Source organism: Bartonella sp. ML70XJBT.G (genome assembly GCF_028618575.1).
Taxonomy (GTDB): Bacteria; Pseudomonadota; Alphaproteobacteria; order Rhizobiales; family Rhizobiaceae; genus Bartonella.
On record NZ_JAQITA010000001.1, the window covers coordinates 274,746 to 297,100 of the forward strand.

General features: G+C 42.3%; 20 protein-coding genes and 1 pseudogene. 19 read left to right on the forward strand and 2 right to left on the reverse strand.

Annotated features, from left to right (window positions below; all coding sequences use genetic code 11):
- Positions 1–24 precede the first annotated feature (24 nt).
- A complete protein-coding gene (locus PVV64_RS01175; RefSeq protein WP_273759251.1) occupies positions 25–678 on the reverse strand; it encodes a thiamine phosphate synthase in 654 nt (217 codons plus the stop codon).
- Positions 679–795: 117 nt separating this feature from the next.
- Between PVV64_RS01175 and PVV64_RS01180 the strand changes: the two genes are divergently transcribed.
- The 12 genes from PVV64_RS01180 (at position 796) to PVV64_RS01235 (ending at position 10,622) form a co-directional block, all read left to right on the forward strand.
- Complete coding sequence (locus PVV64_RS01180; protein WP_273759278.1) at positions 796–1,938, forward strand: OpgC family protein; 1,143 nt, start codon at positions 796–798, stop codon at positions 1,936–1,938.
- A gap of 168 nt (positions 1,939–2,106) precedes the next feature.
- Positions 2,107–2,625, forward strand: coding sequence for a DUF1465 family protein (locus tag PVV64_RS01185; protein WP_273759252.1), 519 nt, complete (start codon positions 2,107–2,109; stop codon positions 2,623–2,625).
- 160 nt (positions 2,626–2,785) lie between these two features.
- A complete protein-coding gene (gene ruvC, locus PVV64_RS01190) occupies positions 2,786–3,295 on the forward strand; it encodes a crossover junction endodeoxyribonuclease RuvC (protein WP_273721380.1) in 510 nt (169 codons plus the stop codon).
- Entirely contained in the window at positions 3,292–3,456 is a 165-nt protein-coding gene (locus PVV64_RS01195) for a hypothetical protein (protein ID WP_273759253.1), read from the forward strand. The genes ruvC and PVV64_RS01195 overlap by 4 nt, the downstream gene beginning before the upstream one ends.
- Before the next feature lie 36 nt (positions 3,457–3,492).
- Positions 3,493–4,110: a Holliday junction branch migration protein RuvA gene (gene ruvA, locus PVV64_RS01200; protein WP_273759254.1), complete on the forward strand. Its 618-nt coding sequence runs from the start codon at positions 3,493–3,495 to the stop codon at positions 4,108–4,110.
- 13 nt (positions 4,111–4,123) lie between these two features.
- Positions 4,124–5,218 carry a Holliday junction branch migration DNA helicase RuvB gene (gene ruvB, locus PVV64_RS01205; RefSeq protein WP_273721390.1) on the forward strand — a complete coding sequence of 365 codons (1,095 nt, stop codon included), beginning with the start codon at positions 4,124–4,126 and terminating at the stop codon, positions 5,216–5,218.
- 192 nt (positions 5,219–5,410) lie between these two features.
- On the forward strand, positions 5,411–5,851 hold the full coding sequence (ybgC, locus tag PVV64_RS01210) for a tol-pal system-associated acyl-CoA thioesterase (protein WP_273759256.1): 441 nt from the start codon (positions 5,411–5,413) through the stop codon (positions 5,849–5,851).
- A 160-nt stretch (positions 5,852–6,011) separates the two neighbouring features.
- Positions 6,012–6,725, forward strand: coding sequence for a protein TolQ (gene tolQ, locus PVV64_RS01215; RefSeq protein WP_273721393.1), 714 nt, complete (start codon positions 6,012–6,014; stop codon positions 6,723–6,725).
- Between the two features lie 11 nt (positions 6,726–6,736).
- On the forward strand, positions 6,737–7,189 hold the full coding sequence (gene tolR, locus PVV64_RS01220; RefSeq protein ID WP_273759257.1) for a protein TolR: 453 nt from the start codon (positions 6,737–6,739) through the stop codon (positions 7,187–7,189).
- A 74-nt stretch (positions 7,190–7,263) separates the two neighbouring features.
- Positions 7,264–8,568 carry a cell envelope biogenesis protein TolA gene (locus PVV64_RS01225; RefSeq protein WP_273759258.1) on the forward strand — a complete coding sequence of 435 codons (1,305 nt, stop codon included), beginning with the start codon at positions 7,264–7,266 and terminating at the stop codon, positions 8,566–8,568.
- A 42-nt stretch (positions 8,569–8,610) separates the two neighbouring features.
- A complete protein-coding gene (gene tolB, locus PVV64_RS01230) occupies positions 8,611–9,933 on the forward strand; it encodes a Tol-Pal system beta propeller repeat protein TolB (protein ID WP_273759279.1) in 1,323 nt (440 codons plus the stop codon).
- 437 nt (positions 9,934–10,370) lie between these two features.
- Positions 10,371–10,622: an XRE family transcriptional regulator gene (locus tag PVV64_RS01235; RefSeq protein WP_273759259.1), complete on the forward strand. Its 252-nt coding sequence runs from the start codon at positions 10,371–10,373 to the stop codon at positions 10,620–10,622.
- A 636-nt stretch (positions 10,623–11,258) separates the two neighbouring features.
- Here the strand turns inward: PVV64_RS01235 and PVV64_RS01240 are convergent.
- Positions 11,259–12,005, reverse strand: coding sequence for a YebC/PmpR family DNA-binding transcriptional regulator (locus PVV64_RS01240; RefSeq protein WP_273759261.1), 747 nt, complete (start codon positions 12,003–12,005; stop codon positions 11,259–11,261).
- Between the two features lie 380 nt (positions 12,006–12,385).
- Here PVV64_RS01240 and PVV64_RS01245 point away from each other — a divergent pair, with 380 nt between their 5' ends.
- From PVV64_RS01245 to glmM (PVV64_RS01275), 7 genes and pseudogenes are all read left to right on the forward strand, one after another.
- Positions 12,386–13,078: a DUF1013 domain-containing protein gene (locus tag PVV64_RS01245; RefSeq protein ID WP_273759263.1), complete on the forward strand. Its 693-nt coding sequence runs from the start codon at positions 12,386–12,388 to the stop codon at positions 13,076–13,078.
- Between the two features lie 202 nt (positions 13,079–13,280).
- Positions 13,281–13,787: a peptidoglycan-associated lipoprotein Pal gene (pal, locus tag PVV64_RS01250; RefSeq protein WP_273759264.1), complete on the forward strand. Its 507-nt coding sequence runs from the start codon at positions 13,281–13,283 to the stop codon at positions 13,785–13,787.
- A gap of 48 nt (positions 13,788–13,835) precedes the next feature.
- Positions 13,836–15,227 carry a hypothetical protein gene (locus tag PVV64_RS01255; protein WP_273759265.1) on the forward strand — a complete coding sequence of 464 codons (1,392 nt, stop codon included), beginning with the start codon at positions 13,836–13,838 and terminating at the stop codon, positions 15,225–15,227.
- Complete coding sequence (tilS, locus tag PVV64_RS01260; protein WP_273759266.1) at positions 15,217–16,971, forward strand: tRNA lysidine(34) synthetase TilS; 1,755 nt, start codon at positions 15,217–15,219, stop codon at positions 16,969–16,971. Before PVV64_RS01255 ends, tilS begins: the two co-directional genes overlap by 11 nt.
- Before the next feature lie 115 nt (positions 16,972–17,086).
- Entirely contained in the window at positions 17,087–19,285 is a 2,199-nt protein-coding gene (gene ftsH, locus PVV64_RS01265; protein ID WP_273759268.1) for an ATP-dependent zinc metalloprotease FtsH, read from the forward strand.
- 1,062 nt (positions 19,286–20,347) lie between these two features.
- The gene (gene glmM, locus PVV64_RS01270; RefSeq protein ID WP_273759269.1) at positions 20,348–21,700 is read left to right on the forward strand and encodes a phosphoglucosamine mutase; all 1,353 of its coding nucleotides are present in this window, start codon (positions 20,348–20,350) and stop codon (positions 21,698–21,700) included.
- Between the two features lie 201 nt (positions 21,701–21,901).
- Positions 21,902–22,355 (forward strand): annotated as a pseudogene (gene glmM / locus PVV64_RS01275) (phosphoglucosamine mutase); the annotation flags it as partial.

Here is a 22,355-nt window from a genome sequence, read left to right on the forward strand (position 1 = left end):
TTATTTACGAATTCCCTTCCCCTATTACAAGGGTACGCTTGCACATTTTTCTTGCATTTTTTTAAGAAGTTGCAAGGGATTGTCGCTCCCAAAGATGGCTTCTTCCACAGCGATAAATTCACAGGCGGTCTTTAGCACCTCATCAAAGGTCGAAAAATCGCTTCCTGCTTGAATAATGGCGGGGATTTCCATGATTTCTGCCCACCATCCTGCCAATTGCAAATTGCGCGGGTGGGCATGCGGCTTTTTATCAGCGCCGAGTTTGCCAAAAAAGAGATAATCAACACCGGCTTCTCCAGCTACCATCGCACTATGGCGATTGCGGATATTGCCAAAACCAATGATCTTTTGTGCTTTTTTCTGATCATGTAACTGTTCAAGAGCGTTAAGATCACCTTCTCTATGAAAACCATCTGCCTTTACCCGTTCAGCAATGCGACATTCGCCAGCAATGAGAAGGGCTGCACCATTGTTTTGAATATCTTGCGCATAAGTTTGCGCTTGTTTTTGTAAAAAAGCTTCATCCCCTTCAGAGTCATAAACAATGACACTTACAAAAGTTTTTGTTGCCAAAATTTGCTGTAAAAAAGCGGGGGTAAAAGTGCGCCGAACATCTAATGTCAAAATTAATTGAGCAAAGGAGGGGGGATCAATTCGTTTATCTTTTTGTTTTGTCATACAAAAACCTTGCTTTTTTAATATAAAGGAATTTAACGCTTAAAAATTAAAACTTCATCTTATAAATGTTCTTGGTTATATTAAAAGGTTACTTTTATGACTGATGGGAGTCCATTTATGGGAGACAAAAATATTTTGAACCATAAGATGTATCCTATTCAACGTGACACACGCATTGATGTGTTTCGTTCTTTAGCTTTGTTGACGATTTTTATCAATCATATTCCTGGAACGCTCTATGAGTTTATCACCCATAGAAACTTCGGTTTTTCGGATTCAGCAGAAGCATTTGTTTTGCTTTCAGGCGTTTCTCTTGGGCTCAGTTTTCATGCGCGCTTACAGCACAAGCCTTTTACTTTCATAGTACGCAAACTTTGGTACAGAGCTTTGCAGCTTTATGGAGCATATCTTTTTACCACATTTGTAACTTTAAGCCTTTTTGTTGGTGCTTTTCTACTCTGTCGGACAGAAAAACTCTTAACCATGAATAATGTGGGGCTCTTTTTCACACAACCGTTTACGGCATTTTTGCATACTTTCAGTTTTGGGCACCAATTGGGATATAATAATATTTTACCGCTTTACATTATTCTGATGCTGTTTGCTCCTCTTGCCCTTTATTGGAGTTGTAAACATAAAGGCTTACTGCTTTTGGGTTCGTTCATGCTCTATCTCATTTGTGGATTTTATGAAATTGCACCACCTTCTTATCCCATAGAGGGAAAATGGTTTTTAAATCCTTTCTCTTGGCAACTGCTGTTTATCATAGGCTTGACCACCACTTTATCTCTCAAACAAGGAAAAACTATCGCTTTTCAACCCGTTTTCGTTGTTTTGGCAGCCTTGTATCTTGTGCTTTCATTGTTATGGGTGCGTTTCAGTTGGTGGGGTGTTTTGGGCTGGCTTGGTTGGTCATCCCCCTTGCTTAACTTTAATAAAACCTTTTTAAGCTTACCACGTCTCTTCCATATTGTGGCACTTGCAACTCTCATCCTTTGTTGGCCCCGCTTGCATAATTGGTTTTATGTCTCAAAAAAACACCCCTTAGCAATTCTAGGAAAACACAGCCTTCCTGTCTTTGTAACTGGAACTGTTTTTGCTATGTTTGGACAAATTTTAAAAACAGTGATGACGGGAACGGTTTTTTCCGATACTCTCTTGATTATAAGCGGCATTGCGCTGCAATTTGGGGTGGCTTATTATTGTGAAAAACGTCGAACTCTTCAACGGTTTTCTTCAGGGAAACTCATTTGTTTGTAACGCTTTCTTATAACGCGTTAACCTTAGAATAAGAAGCGCGTTGCTTAAAAGTTTTAAAAGAGGTAGTCAGATTTAAAAAATGCATTCTATACAGCAACAAAAGAAACTTTTTCCTTCTCTTTTCGTTGAGTAGCATGATTTTTGTGCTGATATTTGGAGTATAAAAGCGTGAGTGCACATAAACGTCCCTATGATGAACCCATTATCATGATTGAGCATGATGCTTTTGAAAGTGCTTTTAATCGTCTCTATGAAGAGACCATGAAGCTTATTGAAGAAACAGCAAATTATATTGACACCGAAGGCAAATTAGCAGCACGTGCTCTTTCAACAGAGATTTCTGCCATGTATGCCAAAGAAGCGATGTATTTAAGTACACGACTTATGCAAATTGCTTCTCAACTCCTGCTTCTTCGTGCTGAGCGCGAAGGAGAAATGTCACCAGAACAAATACAAAAAGAAATCGCTAAAGTATCCCTTCATACACCAACATTGCAATTGGAAAATGCTCATTGGCACGAGCTGCCAGAAGTGTTCCGTGGCTTTGTTGATCGTTCACTGCGGCTAGAAGCACGTATGCAATATATGCGCATTGGAAAGGAAGACGGCTCTACCGATGGATCGCAAGAAGAGAACCCTGTGGGCAAACAAATCGAATTGCTGAAAATTGCATTTGGTCGTTCTTAGTCAATTTTGCTACGCAGTCTTTTTCATTGGGCGCTCTCTTTGCTATTTTGAGGCATATGGGGAGGAACGCACTTGCTTTAAGTCTGCGTTTTGCTTACCTTTGCTTTCTTTGCTCTCTCACCTCTTTTAAAGCGCGGGAAATGTGTATAGGCTGGAGAGCATGGCAGAGACGATTCGTATTATAGGCATTGATCCAGGATTACGGCGGACAGGGTGGGGCGTTATCGATCTCTCCGGTAATCGCTTTCAATTCGTTGCAGCAGGGACAGTTTCTTCTGATGTGCGCTGTGATCTTGCTTCGAGACTTTGCCAGCTTCACAACGGACTTTCAGAGATTGTTCATCAATTCATGCCCCATGAAGCCGCCGTGGAGCATGTGTTTGTTAATAAAGATGCTACGGCAACTTTAAAACTTGGTCAAGCGCGTGCTGTTGCTTTGCTTGTTCCAGCACAAGCAAAGCTTCCCGTTTTTGAATATGCTCCAAATAAAGTCAAAAAATCCGTTATTGGTGTTGGGCATGGTGATAAAGAACAAATTCATATGATGGTAAAAGTTTTGCTGCCACGGGCTGAATTTGACAGCAGTGATGCGGCGGATGCTCTTGCTCTTGCTCTGTGCCATAGTATGCATCGTACCAGTATCTCTCATCGTGCAAGGGTGATGGCATGATGAGTAAGAGCCTTTTTCAACGCTTCTTTGTTGATTATGCTAAGATGGTGGTGTTGTGTATCTGGGCTAAATTTGCCTGCAGTGACGGAGCGGATGCCCTTGCTCTTTGCTGGCTTGTGCTTCATAAGGTGCTCATGTCTCTCATCATGCAAAGATTGTGATATGATGAGGGTTGGCTATATGATCGGATTTACAGCATGATTGGCAAATTAAAAGGTATCCTTGAACATATTTTTGATGATCATATTCTTATCGATGTTCATGGGGTGAGTTATGTGGTTTTTGTCTCAAATCGGCTGCGTGCTTCTTTACCAGCTGTGGGGGAGGCGTTAAGCCTTTTTATTGAAACCCATGTACGTGAAGAAGCCATTCGTCTGTTTGGTTTTGCGACAAGAGTGGAACAAGAATGGTTTTGCATGCTGCAAAATGTTCCTGGTGTGGGAGCTAAAGTTGCCTTGGCAATTTTGGGGACTTTGTCACCAGATGAACTGGCACAGGCGATTGCCTTGAATGATGTGACAATGATCAGTCGTGCTCCAGGCGTTGGGAAAAAAGTCAGTGAAAGAATTGTCCGCGAACTAAAAAGTAAAGCTCTTCCCTTTCATGAAAATGCCCTCCACAATATTTCGCTTCCGCATCTTGAGGAGACCAATCAACCAACAAATGAGGCGCTTGCTGCTTTGATCAAGCTTGGTTTTGAGCGTGATCAAGCAGCACGGGCTCTTGCTTTAGCGATGAAGGCTCTTGAGGGAGAAAACATTTCTTCAGCACTGCTTATTCGCCATAGTCTCAAATTGCTTTCTCCTCCTACTTGAGTATAAGGTAACAATGCATAAAGATGAAGATCAACGCCTTTTGGGGGCTGCTCCCCTGCAAAACGATCCAGATCGTTCCTTAAGACCACAAGTGCTCGATGACTTTATTGGTCAAGAAGCAGCACGGGCAAATTTGAAGATATTTATTGAAGCAGCCAAAGCACGTCACGAAGCGCTCGACCATGTGTTGTTCGTTGGACCACCTGGTTTGGGAAAAACAACGCTCTCACAGATTATGGCTAAAGAATTAGGTGTTAATTTTCGCTCTACCTCAGGACCAGTCATTGCTAAAGCAGGAGATTTAGCAGCTCTCTTAACCAATCTAGAGGAACGCGATGTCCTGTTTATTGATGAAATCCACCGGCTCAATCCAGCTGTGGAAGAAATTCTTTATCCAGCTATGGAAGATTATCAACTGGATCTGATCATTGGCGAGGGACCGGCGGCACGCTCAGTAAAAATTGATCTGGCTAAATTTACACTAGTGGCCGCAACCACCCGTTTGGGACTTTTGACCACACCACTGCGGGACCGTTTTGGTATCCCTATTCGCCTCAATTTTTATACTATAGAGGAGCTGGAGTACATCGTTCAACGTAATGCACGGCTTTTTTCAGTACAGATTAGTGATGATGGTGCCCATGAGATTGCACGCCGTGCACGCGGTACTCCACGAATTGCTGGGCGGCTTTTACGGCGAGTTTGTGATTTTGCACTGGTGAGGCGGGCAAAAAAAATTGATCAAAAAGTGGCTGATGAAGCGCTTTCACGCTTGGAAGTTGATCATCTTGGTCTTGATCCGCTGGACCGCCGCTATTTGCTCCTGATTGCGGAAACTTTTTTAGGTGGACCGGTGGGTATTGAAACCATTGCTGCTGCTCTTTCGGAACCGCGTGATGCTCTGGAAGATATTGTGGAACCTTATCTGCTCCAACAAGGCTTTATGCAACGCACTGCTCGTGGGAGAATACTTACAGAAAAAGCATGGAGCCATTTAGGGCTTTGTCCTCCAGCATCTCAGACTTCACCACAAAGACGTGCGCAACTGTTTGACACAAAGGATAATGCATCCCTTCAGGCAACTTTATGGGACGGGGAAGATGACTAAAATCGCTTCTTTTAAAGAGAGCAATGCTTTTTTATTACAAATGCACCACAGGTGGGTGGATTTTTACAGAAAAAGCTTGGGAGAAGTTCAGACTTTGTTCTAACGATTCCACTCTTTTACCACAAAAACACGTTCAACTGCTTCATACACAAAATAATGAATGACTTTAGACAATTTTATAGGATAGAGCAGATGACGGAAACAAATTCTTTGACAAGCACTCCTCAAAATGATTTTCACGATTTACAAGTGCGTGTTTATGTTGCTGATACAGATTTTTCTGGTGTGGTGTATCATGCGCGGTATCTCGAATTTTTTGAACGGGGACGTTCAGAATTTTTACGCGATACTGGTTTTAATAACAAAATGTTAGCAGCAGGTGTGGAGGGGGAAAAACTGTTTTTTGTCGTCCGCCATATGGAACTTCATTTTTTACGACCAGCACGAATTGATCATCTGTTAACAATTAAAACACGAATTCATCGCATGCAAGGGGCGCGCTTTTTTATGGAGCAGCATATTCTCCATGAGGATATGATGTTGGTAACAGCAAAAGTTGAAATTGCTGTTATTAATGAGGCAGGGAAACCACGCCGTCTACCCAAAGGGCTTTTTTCAACAATGGTTGTGTAAAGACAATGGTTGTTTAACACTGTATTCACTTGAAAAAGTGATATTGTATGAACTCTTTGGCGAAAGAGAGGGGGGAATTTGTTTTTTAGATTTAGAAACTATAAAATAATCTGTTTTATTTTGTTTCATCAACAAACCTTTCAGTAGAGGGACAAAAATTATGCCGCATGTAGAACTCACGAATCCAGAAATGATTGGGATATTGCATTTGTTTATGCAAGCGGGTTTCGTTGTTAAAGCTGTGATGATTTTATTACTGCTGGCTTCTGTATGGAGCTGGGCAATTATTTTTGATAAAATCTTCACCTATCGCAGAATACGGCGTGAAATCAAAAAATTTGAACGCATATTTTGGTCGGGAAAGGCGTTAGAAGATCTTTATGCAGAATGTAAAAGTCAGCGCACCAATAGTATATCCGCAGTTTTTATGGCCGCAATGGTGGAATGGAAAAAATCCCTTGAAAAAGGAATCCATACATCGATCAGTTTGCAGAGCCGGATTGATAAGGCTATGGATCTGACTTTGGGGCGTGAAAGTGCAAAAATAGAATCAAAACTAGGCTTTCTTGCAACACTTGGCTCAGCAGGACCTTTTATCGGTCTTTTTGGAACCGTTGTTGGCATTATGGGGTCCTTTCTTTCTATTTCAGCCTCTCAAAATACTTCTCTCGCCATTGTGGCACCAGGTATTGCCGAAGCTTTGTTGGCTACCGCTATTGGTTTGTTTGCAGCAATCCCAGCTGTTATTGCTTATAACAAATTGACCAGTGAAAGTGCGCGGATTATTGCACAAATAGAAAATTTTGCCGATGAATTTTCGACAATTATATCACGACGTCTCGATGAAACACGTACAACGAATTCATCATTTTAAGGGGATTATTTATGGGCGTTTCTGTTGCTTCTTCTTCGCAAAAAAAAACACGTAGGCGGCATCATGCACACAGTCAATTGATGAGCGAAATCAATGTCACACCCTTTGTGGATGTTATGCTGGTGTTGTTGATTATTTTTATGGTTTCTGCGCCACTTTTGGTCAATGGTGTTCCCCTCGATTTGCCTCATAGCCAAGCAGGACCTGTCCGTATGGAAAAGGCTCCACTCACGGTTTCACTTGATGCACGGGGGCGTTTGGCGATTAATCAAGAGTATTACGATACCCCTGAGGCTTTGATTGCACAACTTAAAAGCCAATTGGAAAAAGACCCCACACAAAAAAGCCAACGTATTTTTGTGCGGGCTGCTAAAACCGTTGAATATCAACAAGTGCTACAATTGCTCGCCGATATTCAAAAAGCAGGCTTTTCACAAGTTGCGTTAGCTAGTCTTGCACAATAAAATCATGATAAACTGTCATATGTTGTTTGCAAAATAATATGAAAGTGATAAAAATAAAAACGCAAGGTAGAGAGATGAACAAAGGCTCTTATCATAGCATGAAACGAGGCTTGGCTTTATCCCTTGCACTCCATGTCGTTTTTGTTAGCTGGGGGGCTATTACCTTCATTCATCCCGTTTCTTTACCACAACAGTTGGAAGCAATTCCCATCACCCTTGCTCCTTTGACACAAGAGCTTTCTTCTCAGCAAGGTTCTGTGAATGCTCCTCTGCGCGCAATTCCTGCAGTAAAACCAACCACTAAACCACAAGAAAAAGAAGATGCACGCCATGTGGGAGAGGGACAGATAGACAGTTCTGCACCTTTTAAACCTAAAGAAAAACCTCGGACCGTTGAGACGACACCCTCACCATCAGGAGAAGAAAAGGCGCCGGAAAAAACTCTTCCAGAATTAACCAAACCAGAATTATCGGAAACAGAAACACCTTTAGAAAGATCAGAGGATACGCCAAAGGTTATGCCTGAGGTGCCTTTGGAGAGACAAGAGGATACGCCAAAGGTTATGCCTGAGGTGCCTTTGGAGAAACAAGAGGATACGCCAAAGGTTATGCCTGAGGTGCCTTTGGAGAGATCAGAGGATACGCCAAAGGTTATGCCTGAGGTGCCTTTGGAGAGACAAGAGGATACACCAAAGGTTATGCCTGAGGTGCCTTTGGAGGTACGCAAAAATGAAGAAAGAGTATCGCCACAAGAACTAACTCCAGTGGTCAAAAAAGAGCCTGTCAAGCAAGCAACAATACAACCGCAGCTTCCCCAAATTGCCCTGCCAGAAAAACCTCTTCTCCCACAGTTGAAACCAAAACCTGCTAAAGAAGTAAAAATTGAAAATGTACAAGCGCACAATCAGAAAAAACAACCAATAAAAGATAAGACAATTGAAGATATTCTTGCCATGGAGGAAAATAATCTCCTCAATCGTGCTCGTACCCAAGGAGGTGGGGCAAAACGCTCCGATACACCAGAGGCTCTGGGAGCAAGAAAAAATATCAACGATACCACAAAAATGGCACAAACTCTTGTCAGTATCGTTGGGGGGTGTATTCAACAGAAGCTTAAACTTGTGGCGCTTGGTGGTGATTTAAAAAACCGTCCAGTCGTGCGGTTGCGATTTACTCTCAATCGTGAAGGAATGGTTATGGGTGATCCCATCATTGATCCCCTAAGCGGTGCACAGAGCCAGCAAGACATTATGATAAGGCAGGTGTACGCAGCCGTTTTTGCATGTCAACCTTATGCGGACCTTCCACGCGATCAATATGATTTGTGGGGGCAGGGCTTTGATTTTAATGTTGATCCCCTTCAAGAAATAATACGATGAAAGACTAAGATATTTTTCTTTAATGAAAGGATACATTCCATGATGACTATAACGAGACAGAAATTTTTTTCTTGGTGTCTTGTCACTTGCGGTTTGTGGCTTTCGAGTTTTTCATCGGTTTATGCACAGCTCAAAGGCACTATTTCAAGTGCTGACTTTAATCCTATTCCTATTGCAATTACCGATTTTGTTTCTAATGATTCAATTGGGCTTAAAATGTCTGCTGTTATCACAGCGGATCTTGAACGTTCAGGACTGTTTTTGCCTCTGGATAAAGAAAGTTTTTTTGAAAAAATTTCCAATCCTAATAGACCCCCCGCTTTTTCTGATTGGAAAAAAATAAAAGCACAAGGGTTGGTGACTGGACAAGTGATCAGAGAAACCGATGGGCGGTTGAGAGTTGAGTTTCGTTTATGGGATGTCTTTGGACAGCGTCAACTCAAAGGACGCCGTTTTTATACCGCTACAGAACGTTGGCGGCGGGTGGCACATATGATCGCTGATGAGATCTATAGTGAGATGACAGGAGAAAGTGGTTATTTTGATACACGGATTGTTTTTATCGATGAAACAGGTCCTCAAAATGCACGCATTAAACGCTTGGCGATTATGGATCAAGATGGAGCAAATTTGATCTATATGTCTGATGGGAGTGAATTGGTTCTCACTCCACGCTTTTCACCAAAACGACAAGAAATTACCTATATGGCTTACGAGCACAATAAAGTGCCCCATGTTTATTTGCAACAAATCGAAATGGGGCAAAGGGAGTTGATCGGAACTTTTGAAAATATGACAATTGCTCCGCGTTTTTCCTCGGATGGACAAAAAGTCATCATGAGTTTGTTGCAAAATGATGGGAGTGCAAATCTTTATACCATGGATTTACGCACTCGCACAATGATGAGGCTTACAACAACTTCAGCGATTGATACGTCTGCTTCTTATTCGCCAGATGGGTCGCAAATTGTCTTTTCGTCAGACCGCAGTGGAAAGCCGCAAATCTACACCATGAATGCGGATGGGAGTAATATTCAGCGTATTTCCTCAAATGAGGGGAGCTATTCTACACCTATTTGGTCACCACGGGGTGATTATATCGCTTTTACAAAACAATCAGAAGGCCAATTTTCTATCGGTGTGATGCGCCCTGATGGACAAGGAGAGCGCATTTTAACCACAGGTTTTCACAATGAAGGTCCAACTTGGGCACCTAATGGACGCGTTCTGATGTTCTTCCGCAAAAATCCAGGTATGGGGCCCAAAATTTATACGATTGATATTACAGGGCGCAATGAACGCCAATTGCCGACCCCCAATGATGCTTCTGATCCGGCATGGTCGCCATTGCTTACTGTACAATAAATGAGGTGGTTGATAAAAAGAAACAAGGCAAAATTCTTTGTGGTTTGTAGAGCAACAAGAATCTAGAGCTTAAGAGAGGCGGTTGGGTTTGTTCATCAGTTGAAGAGGTTGTAAATTTTAAACCACACTGACTGTAACCCATAGATGCGGGAGTTTTTGGGGGAACTTCTTCAGTGAAACATTTGTGGCATGACTTTTTGGATTTCAGATGCTTGTTTAAGGTGGTGATTGATGGCGCGGGCGCATCATGGGATTTGCAAGGTTTTGCTTGTTGTATGAGAGTCTCGCTAATCGTAAGCTTCTCTACCAAAACCAGTTATCAACTTGATTAAAGAGCGTTTCCAGTGAGCAGAGCAAGAGATAAGGAATGAATACGATCAATGTTTTTCACGGTAGTTCCAATGTTATGCAGACTTTCGTTTTTAGACTCTCACAAGATGCTTATAAAAGCGCAAATTGCTCACAAAAGGAGTCAAATTCTTAAAGAAAAGAACCTGAAAACAGGCTCGTCAACTTTTAAAAATGACACAACTTCAATTATTGAAACTTTTAAATGCAAAGTTTTGAGAAATGTGTGTGATGAAATGCTTGAGTATTTGGCAAATTGGGAAATGACAATCAAGATTGTTGTTCACTCTGAAAAAGTTAAAACGCTTGAGGAAAAATTTGAAGTTGTTTTGCTTTCTTAGACTTTTTTTATCATTTGCTTTTTGGTCTATTTATAGAGGGCAATCTTTTATAAAAAATGGTCAATTTAAACAGGAAAAAGTGTATTCTAAAGGGGATTTATCTAAAACAGATGCACTTAATATATTGATTTTATTTTTTTATATAATCTAATGCGTTTTATATTACATCTGCTGTGAGAGGTGAGTGAATTTGGGGGGAAGCTTTTGAAGGAAAAATATTTGTTGGCAAGAGTTTTGAGATTTCAGATGCTTTGTTACAGGTGATGGTGCAAAAGGCATCATGTGATTTGTGCAATAATAAGGCGTCTTGGCGGGTTAAGGGGTGCGTTTTTTGTGTTTCTCAATCGGTCGATTTAAAAATTGTTGTCAATTTCTCTTTCTTTTGTATGTTTGCTGTTATTTCTTTGCGGAGATGATGTTTTAAGCCAAAGAATCTTGTGAAAAAGGTTGGTGAAAAACTTTTATGCTTTTTAGGGAAAATGTTTCAGATGCTCTATGGCCCTGCGTTTGAAGCAGGGCTTATTTTTTGTGGTAAAGATGAGAAGCGATTACACCTTTGTGTAGACAGATATGTGGAGCTCTGATGATAAGAGGGGAGCACATAGCTGATGATTGCATGGGATCGCCGTGTGGAGGTTAACCAGATAGTTTTGCTAAAACTTCATCGCTCACATCAAAATTAGCATAGACATTTTGCACGTCATCATCTTCTTCTAATGTTGAAATAAGCCGTAAAACGGATAAAGCTTTTTCTTCATCGATAGGCGCAAGGGTGGTGGCTTTCCAAATGGTTTTAATTGATTCTGCTTCGCCAAGTGTGGCTTCAAGCATTTTAGAAACATCACCAATATCTTCAAAGGCACAGGTAATATGATGTCCGGTTTCTTCTGATTGCACATCGTCGGCACCAGCTTCGATGGCGGCATCCATGATGCTGTCTGCTGTTCCTGCTTCTGGTTTATAGATTATTTCGCCAATCCGATTAAACATGAAGCTGACTGATCCTGTTTCTCCAAGTGCACCACCTGATTTGGTAAAAGCAGCACGTACATTTGAAGCGGTGCGGTTGCGGTTGTCCGTTAAGGCTTCAACAATGACAGCAACACCGCCTGGACCATAGCCCTCATAGCGCACTTCATCATAATTCTCGACATCACCCCCTGACGCTTTCTTAATGGCGCGTTCAATGTTGTCTTTTGGCATAGATTGTGCCTTAGCATTTTGGACAGCAAGCCTTAAGCGTGGATTCATGGCTGGATCAGGGGCACCTTGTTTGGCTGCAACGGTAATTTCGCGTGCAAGCTTAGAAAATATTTTCGAACGCATTGCATCTTGACGTCCTTTACGGTGCATAATATTTTTAAATTGTGAATGACCTGCCATAGTTTTCCTTCCAGTTTGAGGGCTTTCTTTCTTGGTGGAGCGTTTCTAAAATTTAAGGCGTTGAAACAAATTTCCCATTAGAATAAACTGCCACAGTATCAAGATGAAGTGATCAAATAAATCCTTTATAAGAAAATTCATCTTAAAGGTAAAGATATTCTGTTGAGGAGCATGATAAGATAGATATCTTGTCGTGCAGCAAAAATCAGGTTATAACGAATATAATTTCATGGCAAAAGTGGTTTATTTCATAACTCGCTTTAATTTAAGAGGGAGTGAAGAAAACCTGATGTGTAAGAAAAAGATCCAGTGCTCCAGAGTGGGCAATAATCTGCCTCAATAAATCAAGCAAAGAGGCAAAGTGAGAGGATAGGATAAAGATGGCAACGCAACTTTTGATGCCTAAAGCCACAGCTGTTTGGCTGGTTGATAATACTGCTCTTTCTTTTGATCAGATTGCAGAGTTTTGTAAATTACACGTGTTGGAAGTAAAAGCTATTGCTGATGGCGAAGCTGCTCACGGTATTAAAGGGCTTAATCCCATTAGTTCTGGGCAGTTGACACGTAGTGAAATTGCACGGGTGGAGGCTGATCAAAATGCACGCTTAAAAATTTCCGAGTCTCGGGTACGCATTCCTGAGAAAAAACGTAAAGGTGCCCGTTATATCCCGCTTTCGCGACGTCAAGATCGTCCCAATGGTATTTTATGGTTGGTAACCAATCATCCCGAATTGAAGGATGCACAAATTGCACGATTAATTGGTACAACAAAAGCAACCATTGAACAAATTCGTCTGAGAACCCATTGGAATAGTGCAAACTTGGTGTCTCTTGATCCTGTCGGGTTGGGTCTGTGTTCACAAATCGATTTGGATTTTGAGCTCCAACGTGCGGCAAAAAATCGTCCTGCCCCTGTAGAGGGAGATAAATCTCTGCTGCCTGCTTCCGTGACGGAAAATGTTGATCTTCAGGAAGAGCATATGGAAAATGATCATAATAAAAGCTTTGATGCCGATAAAGTTTTTGCAAAACTGAATGCACTCCAAAAAAATCGTCAGGATGATGATGCATAAATAAATAATTAACTGTAAATGCATTTTTCTCTTTATGCTGAAAGCTTGGCGATGAAAAGGAATGCTTGAAATTTAAATGAAGGAGAATAGGTGAAAATGAGAAAATTTTTCCTTCATTAGGAATTAGCAGCTATTCTTGAGACGTTTTTGAAAGAATCTATTCTTTCCATTTTCGTGGGCACTCGTTAAGGAGAATTAATACATGCGCTCTATCAAAAATATTATCTTTCATCCTTTAGCTATGGTCTTGTTTGGCTCACTGTCTTTGGTTGGTTGTGGAAAAGAACGTGGTAGTACACTCAACGCTATGAATAGTGCGTATTTGAATGGTGCTGGTGTAAATCAGACAGGACCAGGTTCAGGACAAGAGTTTATGGTGAACGTTGGAGACCGTGTGTTCTTTAGTCTTGATTCTTCTTCTATCGATTCTGATGCTGAACGTGTTTTGATGCGCCAAGCAGAATGGTTGCTGCATTATCCTCATTATTCTATAATGATTGAAGGTCATGCTGATGAGCGTGGAACGCGTGAGTATAATTTAGCACTTGGACAGCGTCGTGCTGTCGCTGTGCGGGATTATTTGATTTCTCTTGGCGTTTCCGCACAGCGGATTCAAACAATTTCTTACGGGAAAGAAAGACCTGTAGCAGTGTGTGATGATATTTCCTGTTGGAACCAAAATCGTCGTGCTGTTACAACACTGAAGTAACATGAACGGTCATTAAAGACCAGCACTAGAGGGGAAAAAACTATGTGGATGTATGGTAAAAAAAATTGGAGAACTGTCTTTTCTATGGCTGTTCTCGTAGCTTGTTTTGCTTCATCTGTCCAAAGTGGAGCGCGCTGGTTCAACCAATATTCTCAAGATAATTCGGATTCTAGTGCAGCAGAAAAAGCGGCTGATGCGGCGAAGAAAGCTGCTACTGGTGCGATGGAAAAGGCTGGCGATGTAGTAAATAAAGCTGCTGAGGCGGTGAATAAGGCGACTGATGGTGGTGCGGAAAAGGCTGTTGATGCGGTGGAGAAAGCTGCTGCTGGTGCGATGGAAAAGGCTGGCGATGTGGTAAATAAAGCTGCTGAGGCGGTGAATAAGGCGACTGATGGTGGTGCGGAAAAGGCTGTTGATGCGGTGGAGAAAGCTGCTGCTGGTGCGATGGAAAAGGCTGGCGATGTGGTAAATAAGGCTGCAGATGCGGTGAATAAGGCGACTGATGGTGGTGCGGAAAAGGCTGTTGATGCGGTGGAGAAAGCTGCTGCTGGTGCGATGGAAAAGGCTGGCGATGTAGTAAATAAAGCTGCTGAGGCGGTGAATAAGGCGACTGATGGTGGTGCGGAAAAGGCTGTTGATGCGGTGGAGAAAGCTGCTGCTGGTGCGATGGAAAAGGCTGGCGATGTAGTAAATAAGGCTGCAGATGCGGTGGGTTTGCCTGTTCAGGGGACGATGCAAAGTCGAGAGTCACTCCTAGAAAATCAAAAGACTCTCTTTAAAGATTATGATTTGGATAAACTTTTGCATCATATACGAACGGTGCTTGAGCATCACAATCTGAAAAATGTTCAAGAGCAATTCCATCAGCTTTTTGATAAACAAGACTCTTCTGTTTATTCTTGTACCTTTGAGAGTGTTTTTGCGGAAGAAAATCTAAAAGAAATGCATAAGGATGCCAAGCAAACAGAAGATTATTTGCAGAAAGCTCATAAGTTTTTAGAGAAAACCATAAGTGATCGTATCGAACCAGAGCAGGGTAAAGAGACCTCTTCTTTCTCTTCTCAGGAATTGTATAAAAAAGGCTATGATGCTCTTCTTGCTGCCAATTATGTTGATGCTGAAAAAGCCTTTTGTACCTTTCAACAACGTTATCAAAAAGATCCGTTAAGGGACGATGCTTTGTTTTGGTTAGCAGAAGCTTTGTTGGGACAAAAACGCTATCATGAAGCAGCACAAGTTTATCTTAACGTATGGTATGCAGACAAAAAGAAAGCTTACACTTCTGAAATTTTGCTGAAATTGGCGAGAAGTATGGTGGCTCTTGAACCCAATAAAGAGGCTTGTGCACTTTCTACTCAAAAAGCAAAACATTCTGAAACCTTAGAGTCCATCTTTTGTAAACCTCTAAAAAGGAGTGAGGTCATCCACGGTGTGCATTAGACTAGCAGGAAATCTCTTTAAAACATCGGATTTTATCCAGTGTCAAAAATTGATCCTTGCGGTCTCAGGAGGGAGTGATTCTCTGGCTTTACTGTTTTTAGTCAAAGACCATTTAAAAACTCTCTCCATTCCTCCAGAAATGATTGCTGTCACCGTTGATCATCAATTGCGAAAAGAATCAGCTGGTGAAGCTTTAATTGTTGCAGAAATTTGTCGTGCCCATCGCATTAAACATGTCACCGTGCGCTGGGAAGGCACAAAACCAAAGACGCATATTGCTTCAAGTGCGCGTATGGCACGCTATGATCTGTTGTTTCAAGAAGCAGAAAAACAAGGCGCAACCCTCATTATGACAGGACATACGCTTAATGATCAGGTGGAAACCTACCAAATGCGCTCTCAACGTCTTCGAAAAAATAAGGATTGGCAAGATGCTGCCTTTGAGGGCATGCATGATGGGGGGATTGCGAGGGCTTCCGGTGTTGTGCAAAGCGAAGCCTTTGAAGGTGTACGTGATAGGGTTTATACGGGGGCGTTTGCGGATGTTGTGAAAGCTGGTGCCTTTGAGGGCATGCATGATGGGGGGATTGCGAGGGCTTCCGGTGTTGTGCAAAGTGAGTCTTTTGAAGGTGTACGTGATAGGGTTTATACGGGGGCGTTTGCGGATGTTGTGAAAGCTGGTGCCTTTGAGGGCATGCATGATGGGAGGACTGCGGGGGCTTCTGGTAGTGTGCAAAGCGAATCCTTTGAAACTATGCAGAGTGGAGTATCTTTTACAGAAGCTAGAGAAAAGAGTACGCAGGAAAATTGTGTTGTTAGCGAAAAAAATGATGCGTTACTGTTTGCGCGTGGCTTATCTTGTATGGCGCGTGAGGCGGTGTTGCGGCAAAAAGTCCGTTTGATTCGCCCACTTCTTGGTGTAAAGCGCGAAACATTGCGCGCTTATTTGCGTTTTAAGGGGACAACATGGATTGATGATCCAAGCAATGAAAATTGCAATTTTGAACGCGTGCGTGTGCGCCAATCCCTTCATCCAAAAACATTTGCCGGCATTGCCCAAAAGATTCATGAAGCGGCACGAGCGCGTCGTCAACAGGCAAAAATGATTGCCGATTTGATTTTGGCACTCGATATCATGGTTGAATATGGACGTTGTTTTATTGCAAAGCCTGCACCATTTTTAGAGCACCATTCCGGTTTTCCCTTTGTTGTTGGGCTGTTTGCCGTGTTGATGGGAGGAGGTTTTTATTTGCTGCCCAAGCAAAAATTAACTCCTCTTGTGCAAAAATTGTGTCTTTATTCATGCAAAAAGCAGCGCGTTACTTATGCTGGATCTGTTATCGAATATAATAGAAATGGAATCGCTTTTTGGCGCGAGGCGCGAAACATGAGAGAGGCGGTCGTTGCGCCAAAAACAACTTTTTTATGGGATGGGCGCTATCAGATTAGCAATTATGGTGATGATGCTGTAAAGGTTAGAGCAGCGGGTTTAGAGGAACTAAAATCTCTCCTTAAAAAGAGCCATATTGATCTTGAAAATCCTCATTTCCCCTCTTTACAATCGCTGCCCATGATCTCAAATAACAAAGGATATGATATTCCAGAGTTGACGAACCCTGCTATTTTTCAGCAAAATATCATCATCAAGCGAATTATGGCTCCGTTCCATTGGCTTTTCTCATGTGAAGATGCCACTCTGGTGAATGTTCTTGAACCTTTTTTTAACATTGAGGTGAAAAGATAAAGAAAAATCACTCTAAAAGACAATAAACATCTCCTCATACCTTGGCAAGGAGCTGACAAGGTTATATGTTAAGGGGAACTATTAAAATATATATATTGAATTAAGTGGGCTGAATATGAATTCCAATTACCGCTCTCTCCTCATTTGGGGAGTTATTGCCTTGATTTTGATTGTGTCGTTTTCTCTCTTTAATGGAGATAGCCAGCGTTCTGGTGGCGGAGAGATTTCTTATTCCGAATTTTTGCAAAAAGTCGAGAATAATGAGCTGAAATCTGTAACTATTCAAGGTCAAAAATTAACAGGACAAACCATTGAACACAGAGTTATTTCAACCTATGCTCCACGAGATCCAGGTTTGATACAAAAATTGGAAAACAGAAATGTCAATGTCAAAGCTATTCCTGAAAGCTCTGGCAATAGTATCTTCCTTAATCTGTTGTTTTCCTTGCTTCCTGTTATTATTATCGTTGGGGCGTGGGTCTTTTTTATGCGACAAATGCAAAATGGATCACGTGGGGCAATGGGATTTGGTAAATCAAAAGCAAAATTGCTTACCGAAGCACAGGGGCGCGTGACCTTTCAAGATGTCGCCGGCGTTGAAGAAGCAAAGCAGGATCTCCAAGAAATTGTCGAATTTCTACGTGAACCGCAAAAATTTCAACGCTTAGGAGGACGTATTCCACGAGGTGTTTTGCTGGTTGGTCCTCCAGGGACGGGTAAAACTCTGCTGGCACGCTCTGTGGCAGGGGAAGCTAATGTACCCTTCTTCACCATCTCAGGTTCTGATTTCGTCGAAATGTTTGTTGGTGTTGGGGCAAGCCGCGTGCGCGATATGTTCGAACAGGCTAAAAAGAATTCGCCTTGTATTATCTTTATCGATGAAATTGATGCGGTGGGACGCCATCGTGGTGCCGGTCTTGGAGGCGGAAACGACGAACGTGAGCAAACCTTAAACCAGCTGTTGGTCGAAATGGATGGTTTTGAGCCTAATGAAAGTATTATTCTTATTGCCGCAACTAACCGTCCCGATGTGCTCGACCCTGCTTTGTTAAGACCAGGGCGTTTTGATCGGCAAGTGGTGGTCCCAAACCCTGATGTCTCTGGGCGTGAGCAAATCTTAAAAGTGCATGTGCGCAACGTGCCTCTAGCCCCTAATGTGGATTTGAAAGTTTTGGCAAGGGGAACTCCAGGATTTTCTGGTGCGGATCTGATGAATCTTGTCAATGAAGCCGCTCTCATGGCTGCTAGCCGCAATAAAAGAGTCGTCACTATGCAAGAGTTCGAAGATGCTAAAGATAAGGTGATGATGGGAGCTGAACGCCGTTCAACCGCTATGACACAAGAAGAAAAAGAACTCACCGCTTATCACGAAGCAGGACATGCTATCGTCGCGTTGAGTGTGCCTGTTGCCGATCCTGTCCATAAAGCAACAATCGTACCAAGAGGAAGAGCTTTGGGAATGGTCATGCAATTGCCTGAAGGGGATCGCTACTCCATGAGTTATCGCTGGATGATTTCTCGTCTGGCTATTATGATGGGAGGACGGGTGGCAGAAGAATTGAAGTTTGGTAAGGAAAATATCACTTCCGGTGCTGCTTCCGATATTGAACAAGCAACAAAGTTAGCGCGCGCCATGATTACACGGTGGGGTTTCTCTGATCTGCTTGGCAATGTGGCCTATGGCGATAATCAGGATGAAGTCTTTTTAGGGCATTCCGTGGCACGCACACAAAATGTCTCTGAAGAAACAGCACGTATGATCGATGCTGAAGTGCGTAAACTCATCGATAATGCTTATAAAAGTGCTACCGAAATTCTGAACACAAAAAGAAAAGAATGGTTCGCTTTAGCACAAGGTTTATTGGAATATGAAACTTTAACTGGTGCTGAAATTAATGAAGTTATTGCTGGAAAACCCCCTTCACGCACTCAAAAAGATGAAAGTGCTCCGCGCGTTTCTTCTGTGCCTAAAACGGGAGTCATAAAGGCAGAAGCTTATACATCAAAAGACGATAAAACAAACGTTGAGAAAACAGATGTGAAGAAAGCTGATCCTCATAGAACCAATGCCAATAAAACCGATGTTGGTAAAGCAGAGCCAAAAATTGTAAAGGAAACAACAAAATTCAGTGGTGCCAAAGCCAATGATACCGCGGCTCAAGGCGTGCCATCTGGTGAGATGGAGAAAAAAACGCAAAGCGCAAAAAAGACGACAAAGGTGGTCAATCGTTCTGTAAGTAAAACCAATTCTGGAAAGAAGTCGAATGCTACAGGAGGTGATAAAGAAAAACATGAACCTTCTAACGACACTTGAGGCAATTTAGTTTTAGAGAGGATTCTCAGGAAAAGTTTTTTTGAAAAAGGCGCGAGTCTTGCTTGCGCCTCTCAAGCGATGTGAAGAGAGGATGAAATCCCCCATAGGGGAAGGTCGATCTTGTCATTTTTCAAAGTGTCTCGCGTTGATCGTTGTGTTTTGGTGATGGTGAGAACTGAGAGATTGATGACCCTGTGCTTGTTGTCTGAGAGCAGATGGGGTGTTGGTCTTTTGACAGAGAGATTTTTCTTTAGTTTTATTTAAAGAGGGATTCTGTTGAGAGAAGAGCGTGTGTGTAAAACATACGAGAAGAGTATTGCTTAGTATGTGAGGCATAGAAGCATCATTGATAGCGTTGCTAGGCTTGTTGTACAGATTTTCTCTAGGTGGTGGTGGGCGATTTTGTTGTTTGAGGATTTGACAATGAAGGGGTTTCTCTTATCACATGGTGCATTTCACTCTAGAAGAGTTTCTGCTCTAACAGGATGATAAAAGAAAGAGTGCGTATCAAGGGGATAGCACAAAAGGATTTTACTAGGGAGAAAATTCAAGAAAAAACCAATGTTTTTCCCATGAATGATCATAGGATTAAATAGGGAGAGCGGAAAGACATTATTAGGAGTTTTGCTGTAGTTTTGGTAGAGATTTGTTTTAGGTGGTGGTGGGCGGTTTTGTTGTTTGAGGATTTGACAATGAAGGGGTTTCTCTTATCACATGGGGCATTTCACTCTAGAAGAGTTTTTGCTCTAATAGGATGATAAAAGTAAAGAGTGCGTATCGAGGAAGTAAGAAAAGCACAAAAATATTTTGCTACAGATGGAATTTAAGGGCGAAGCCAGTGTTTCCCTATGAGTAATCTTAGAACTTAATAGGAAGAGTGGCAAGACATCATGAGGAGTTTTGGTGTCGTTGTTGTGAAATTTTCTTCAGGCGGTGGGCTGCAGCTTGACTGTCTCTGAGGATTTGAGAATGAAGAGGTGCCCTACATGAAGAATTTCACTTGAGTGGAGTTTCTACTCTCATGGAAGAGCGGAAGAAAGAATGCGTGTAAAGGAAATAGGGATGGCGCAAAAATATTTTGGTACAGATGGAATTCGGGGAAAAGCCAATGCTTTTCCTATGACACCAGATTTTGCCATGAAAGTGGGGATGGCGGTGGGAGTTTTGTTTCGCTCACAACGTCAGTCGCGTCGTGTGGTGATTGGTAAGGATACACGATTATCTGGTTATATGTTGGAAAATGCTTTGGTTTCAGGATTTACAGCCGCGGGAATGGAAGCTTTTTTGTTGGGACCTGTGCCAACACCTGCTGTTGCTATGCTTTGTCGCTCTCTGCGTGCTGATCTTGGGGTGATGATTTCTGCCTCTCATAATCCTTTCTATGATAATGGAATTAAGCTTTTTGGTCCTGATGGTTTTAAGCTTTCCGATGAAATGGAAGAAAAAATTGAACAATTAATCGATACAGATCTTTCAAAATCTTTAGCAAGCTCTGCTGAAATTGGTTATGCAAAACGGGTTGAGGGCGATATTTATCGTTATATCGAATATGCTAAACGAACTTTGCCACGGGATGTTCGGTTGGATGCTTTACGTATTGTTGTGGATTGCGCAAATGGCGCTGCTTATAAAGCTGCTCCACGCGCTCTCTGGGAACTGGGAGCAGAGGTATTTGCCATTCATGATACACCAAATGGGACCAATATTAATCAAAAATGTGGGTCAACCGATTTAACGTCTTTGAAACAAAAAGTGCATGAAGTGCGTGCCGATGTGGGGATTGCTCTTGATGGCGATGGAGATCGTGTTCTTTTGGTGGATGAAAAAGCACAAACAATTGATGGGGATCAGTTGATTGCTGTGATTGCCGAAAATTGGTATAAAACCGGACGGTTACAGGGTAACGGCGTGGTGACAACGATTATGTCAAATCTTGGGCTAGAGCGTTTTTTAGAGTCCAAAGGTTTGGAACTCGTGCGGACAAATGTTGGGGATCGCTATGTGGTCGAAGCGATGCGCCAAAAGGGATATAATGTTGGTGGTGAAGCTTCAGGGCATATTATTTTGAGTGATTTTGGAACAACGGGCGATGGACTAGTGGCAGCTTTGCAGGTGTTGGCTTGTATGCAGGAAAGTCAAAGCCCCATGAGTCAATTGTGTAAACGATTTGAACCTGTGCCACAAATTTTAAAAAATGTAACGATTAAAAACAAAAATGTGTTGAAAGAAAATCCGGTCAAAACGGCAATAGATCAAGCTGCAGAGCGTTTGGGAAAAGCAGCGCGATTGGTGATCCGCGCTTCTGGAACTGAGCCGGTCATTCGCATTATGGCGGAAGGTGACGCTCGGGACATTTTGGATGCTGCTGTGGCCGAGATGATGGAAGTTATCACCCATCATGATACTCTTTTGTAAGAGGGTGTTTATATAGGATCTGCGATAAGGCTTTAGTGGTTTTTTTAGTAAAAGGTGTGGTGGTATAATCCGTACTTCTGAGTCCCCGCCAGTTATTCGCATGATAGCTTGAGGGTGACGGCTCGGGACGTTTTGGATGTGGCTCATGGCAGACATGATGTATGTTATCACCCATCATGATACCCCTAAGGAAATACTTTCCTTGTTACAACGATTATGTCAAATCTTGGGCTAGAGCGTTTTTTAGAGTCCAAAGGTTTGGAACTCGTGCGGACAAATGTTGGGGATCGCTATGTGGTCGAAGCGATGCGCCAAAAGGGATATAATGTTGGTGGTGAAGCTTCAGGGCATATTATTTTGAGTGATTTTGGAACAACGGGCGATGGACTAGTGGCAGCTTTGCAGGTGTTGGCTTGTATGCAGGAAAGTCAAAGCCCCATGAGTCAATTGTGTAAACGATTTGAACCTGTGCCACAAATTTTAAAAAATGTAACGATTAAAAACAAAAATGTGTTGAAAGAAAATCCGGTCAAAACGGCAATAGATCAAGCTGCAGAGCGTTTGGGAAAAGCAGCGCGATTGGTGATCCGCGCTTCTGGAACTGAGCCGGTCATTCGCATTATGGCGGAAGGTGACGCTCGGGACATTTTGGATG

What these genes read in the sequence shown, in the direction of transcription:
- ybgC (WP_273759256.1), top strand. Translation starts at nt 5,411, where the DNA reads ATGACGGAAACAAATTCTTTGACAAGCACTCCTCAAAATGATTTTCAC.
- PVV64_RS01180 (WP_273759278.1), top strand. Translation starts at nt 796, where the DNA reads ATGGGAGACAAAAATATTTTGAACCATAAGATGTATCCTATTCAACGT.
- PVV64_RS01195 (WP_273759253.1), top strand. Translation starts at nt 3,292, where the DNA reads ATGATGAGTAAGAGCCTTTTTCAACGCTTCTTTGTTGATTATGCTAAG.
- PVV64_RS01235 (WP_273759259.1), top strand. Translation starts at nt 10,371, where the DNA reads ATGCTTATAAAAGCGCAAATTGCTCACAAAAGGAGTCAAATTCTTAAA.
- tolR (WP_273759257.1), top strand. Translation starts at nt 6,737, where the DNA reads ATGGGCGTTTCTGTTGCTTCTTCTTCGCAAAAAAAAACACGTAGGCGG.
- PVV64_RS01240 (WP_273759261.1), bottom strand. Translation starts at nt 12,005, where the DNA reads ATGGCAGGTCATTCACAATTTAAAAATATTATGCACCGTAAAGGACGT.
- PVV64_RS01225 (WP_273759258.1), top strand. Translation starts at nt 7,264, where the DNA reads ATGAACAAAGGCTCTTATCATAGCATGAAACGAGGCTTGGCTTTATCC.
- tolQ (WP_273721393.1), top strand. Translation starts at nt 6,012, where the DNA reads ATGCCGCATGTAGAACTCACGAATCCAGAAATGATTGGGATATTGCAT.
- ruvA (WP_273759254.1), top strand. Translation starts at nt 3,493, where the DNA reads ATGATTGGCAAATTAAAAGGTATCCTTGAACATATTTTTGATGATCAT.
- PVV64_RS01255 (WP_273759265.1), top strand. Translation starts at nt 13,836, where the DNA reads ATGTATGGTAAAAAAAATTGGAGAACTGTCTTTTCTATGGCTGTTCTC.
- ruvC (WP_273721380.1), top strand. Translation starts at nt 2,786, where the DNA reads ATGGCAGAGACGATTCGTATTATAGGCATTGATCCAGGATTACGGCGG.
- pal (WP_273759264.1), top strand. Translation starts at nt 13,281, where the DNA reads ATGCGCTCTATCAAAAATATTATCTTTCATCCTTTAGCTATGGTCTTG.
- PVV64_RS01245 (WP_273759263.1), top strand. Translation starts at nt 12,386, where the DNA reads ATGGCAACGCAACTTTTGATGCCTAAAGCCACAGCTGTTTGGCTGGTT.
- ruvB (WP_273721390.1), top strand. Translation starts at nt 4,124, where the DNA reads ATGCATAAAGATGAAGATCAACGCCTTTTGGGGGCTGCTCCCCTGCAA.
- PVV64_RS01175 (WP_273759251.1), bottom strand. Translation starts at nt 678, where the DNA reads ATGACAAAACAAAAAGATAAACGAATTGATCCCCCCTCCTTTGCTCAA.
- glmM (WP_273759269.1), top strand. Translation starts at nt 20,348, where the DNA reads ATGGCGCAAAAATATTTTGGTACAGATGGAATTCGGGGAAAAGCCAAT.
- tolB (WP_273759279.1), top strand. Translation starts at nt 8,611, where the DNA reads ATGACTATAACGAGACAGAAATTTTTTTCTTGGTGTCTTGTCACTTGC.
- ftsH (WP_273759268.1), top strand. Translation starts at nt 17,087, where the DNA reads ATGAATTCCAATTACCGCTCTCTCCTCATTTGGGGAGTTATTGCCTTG.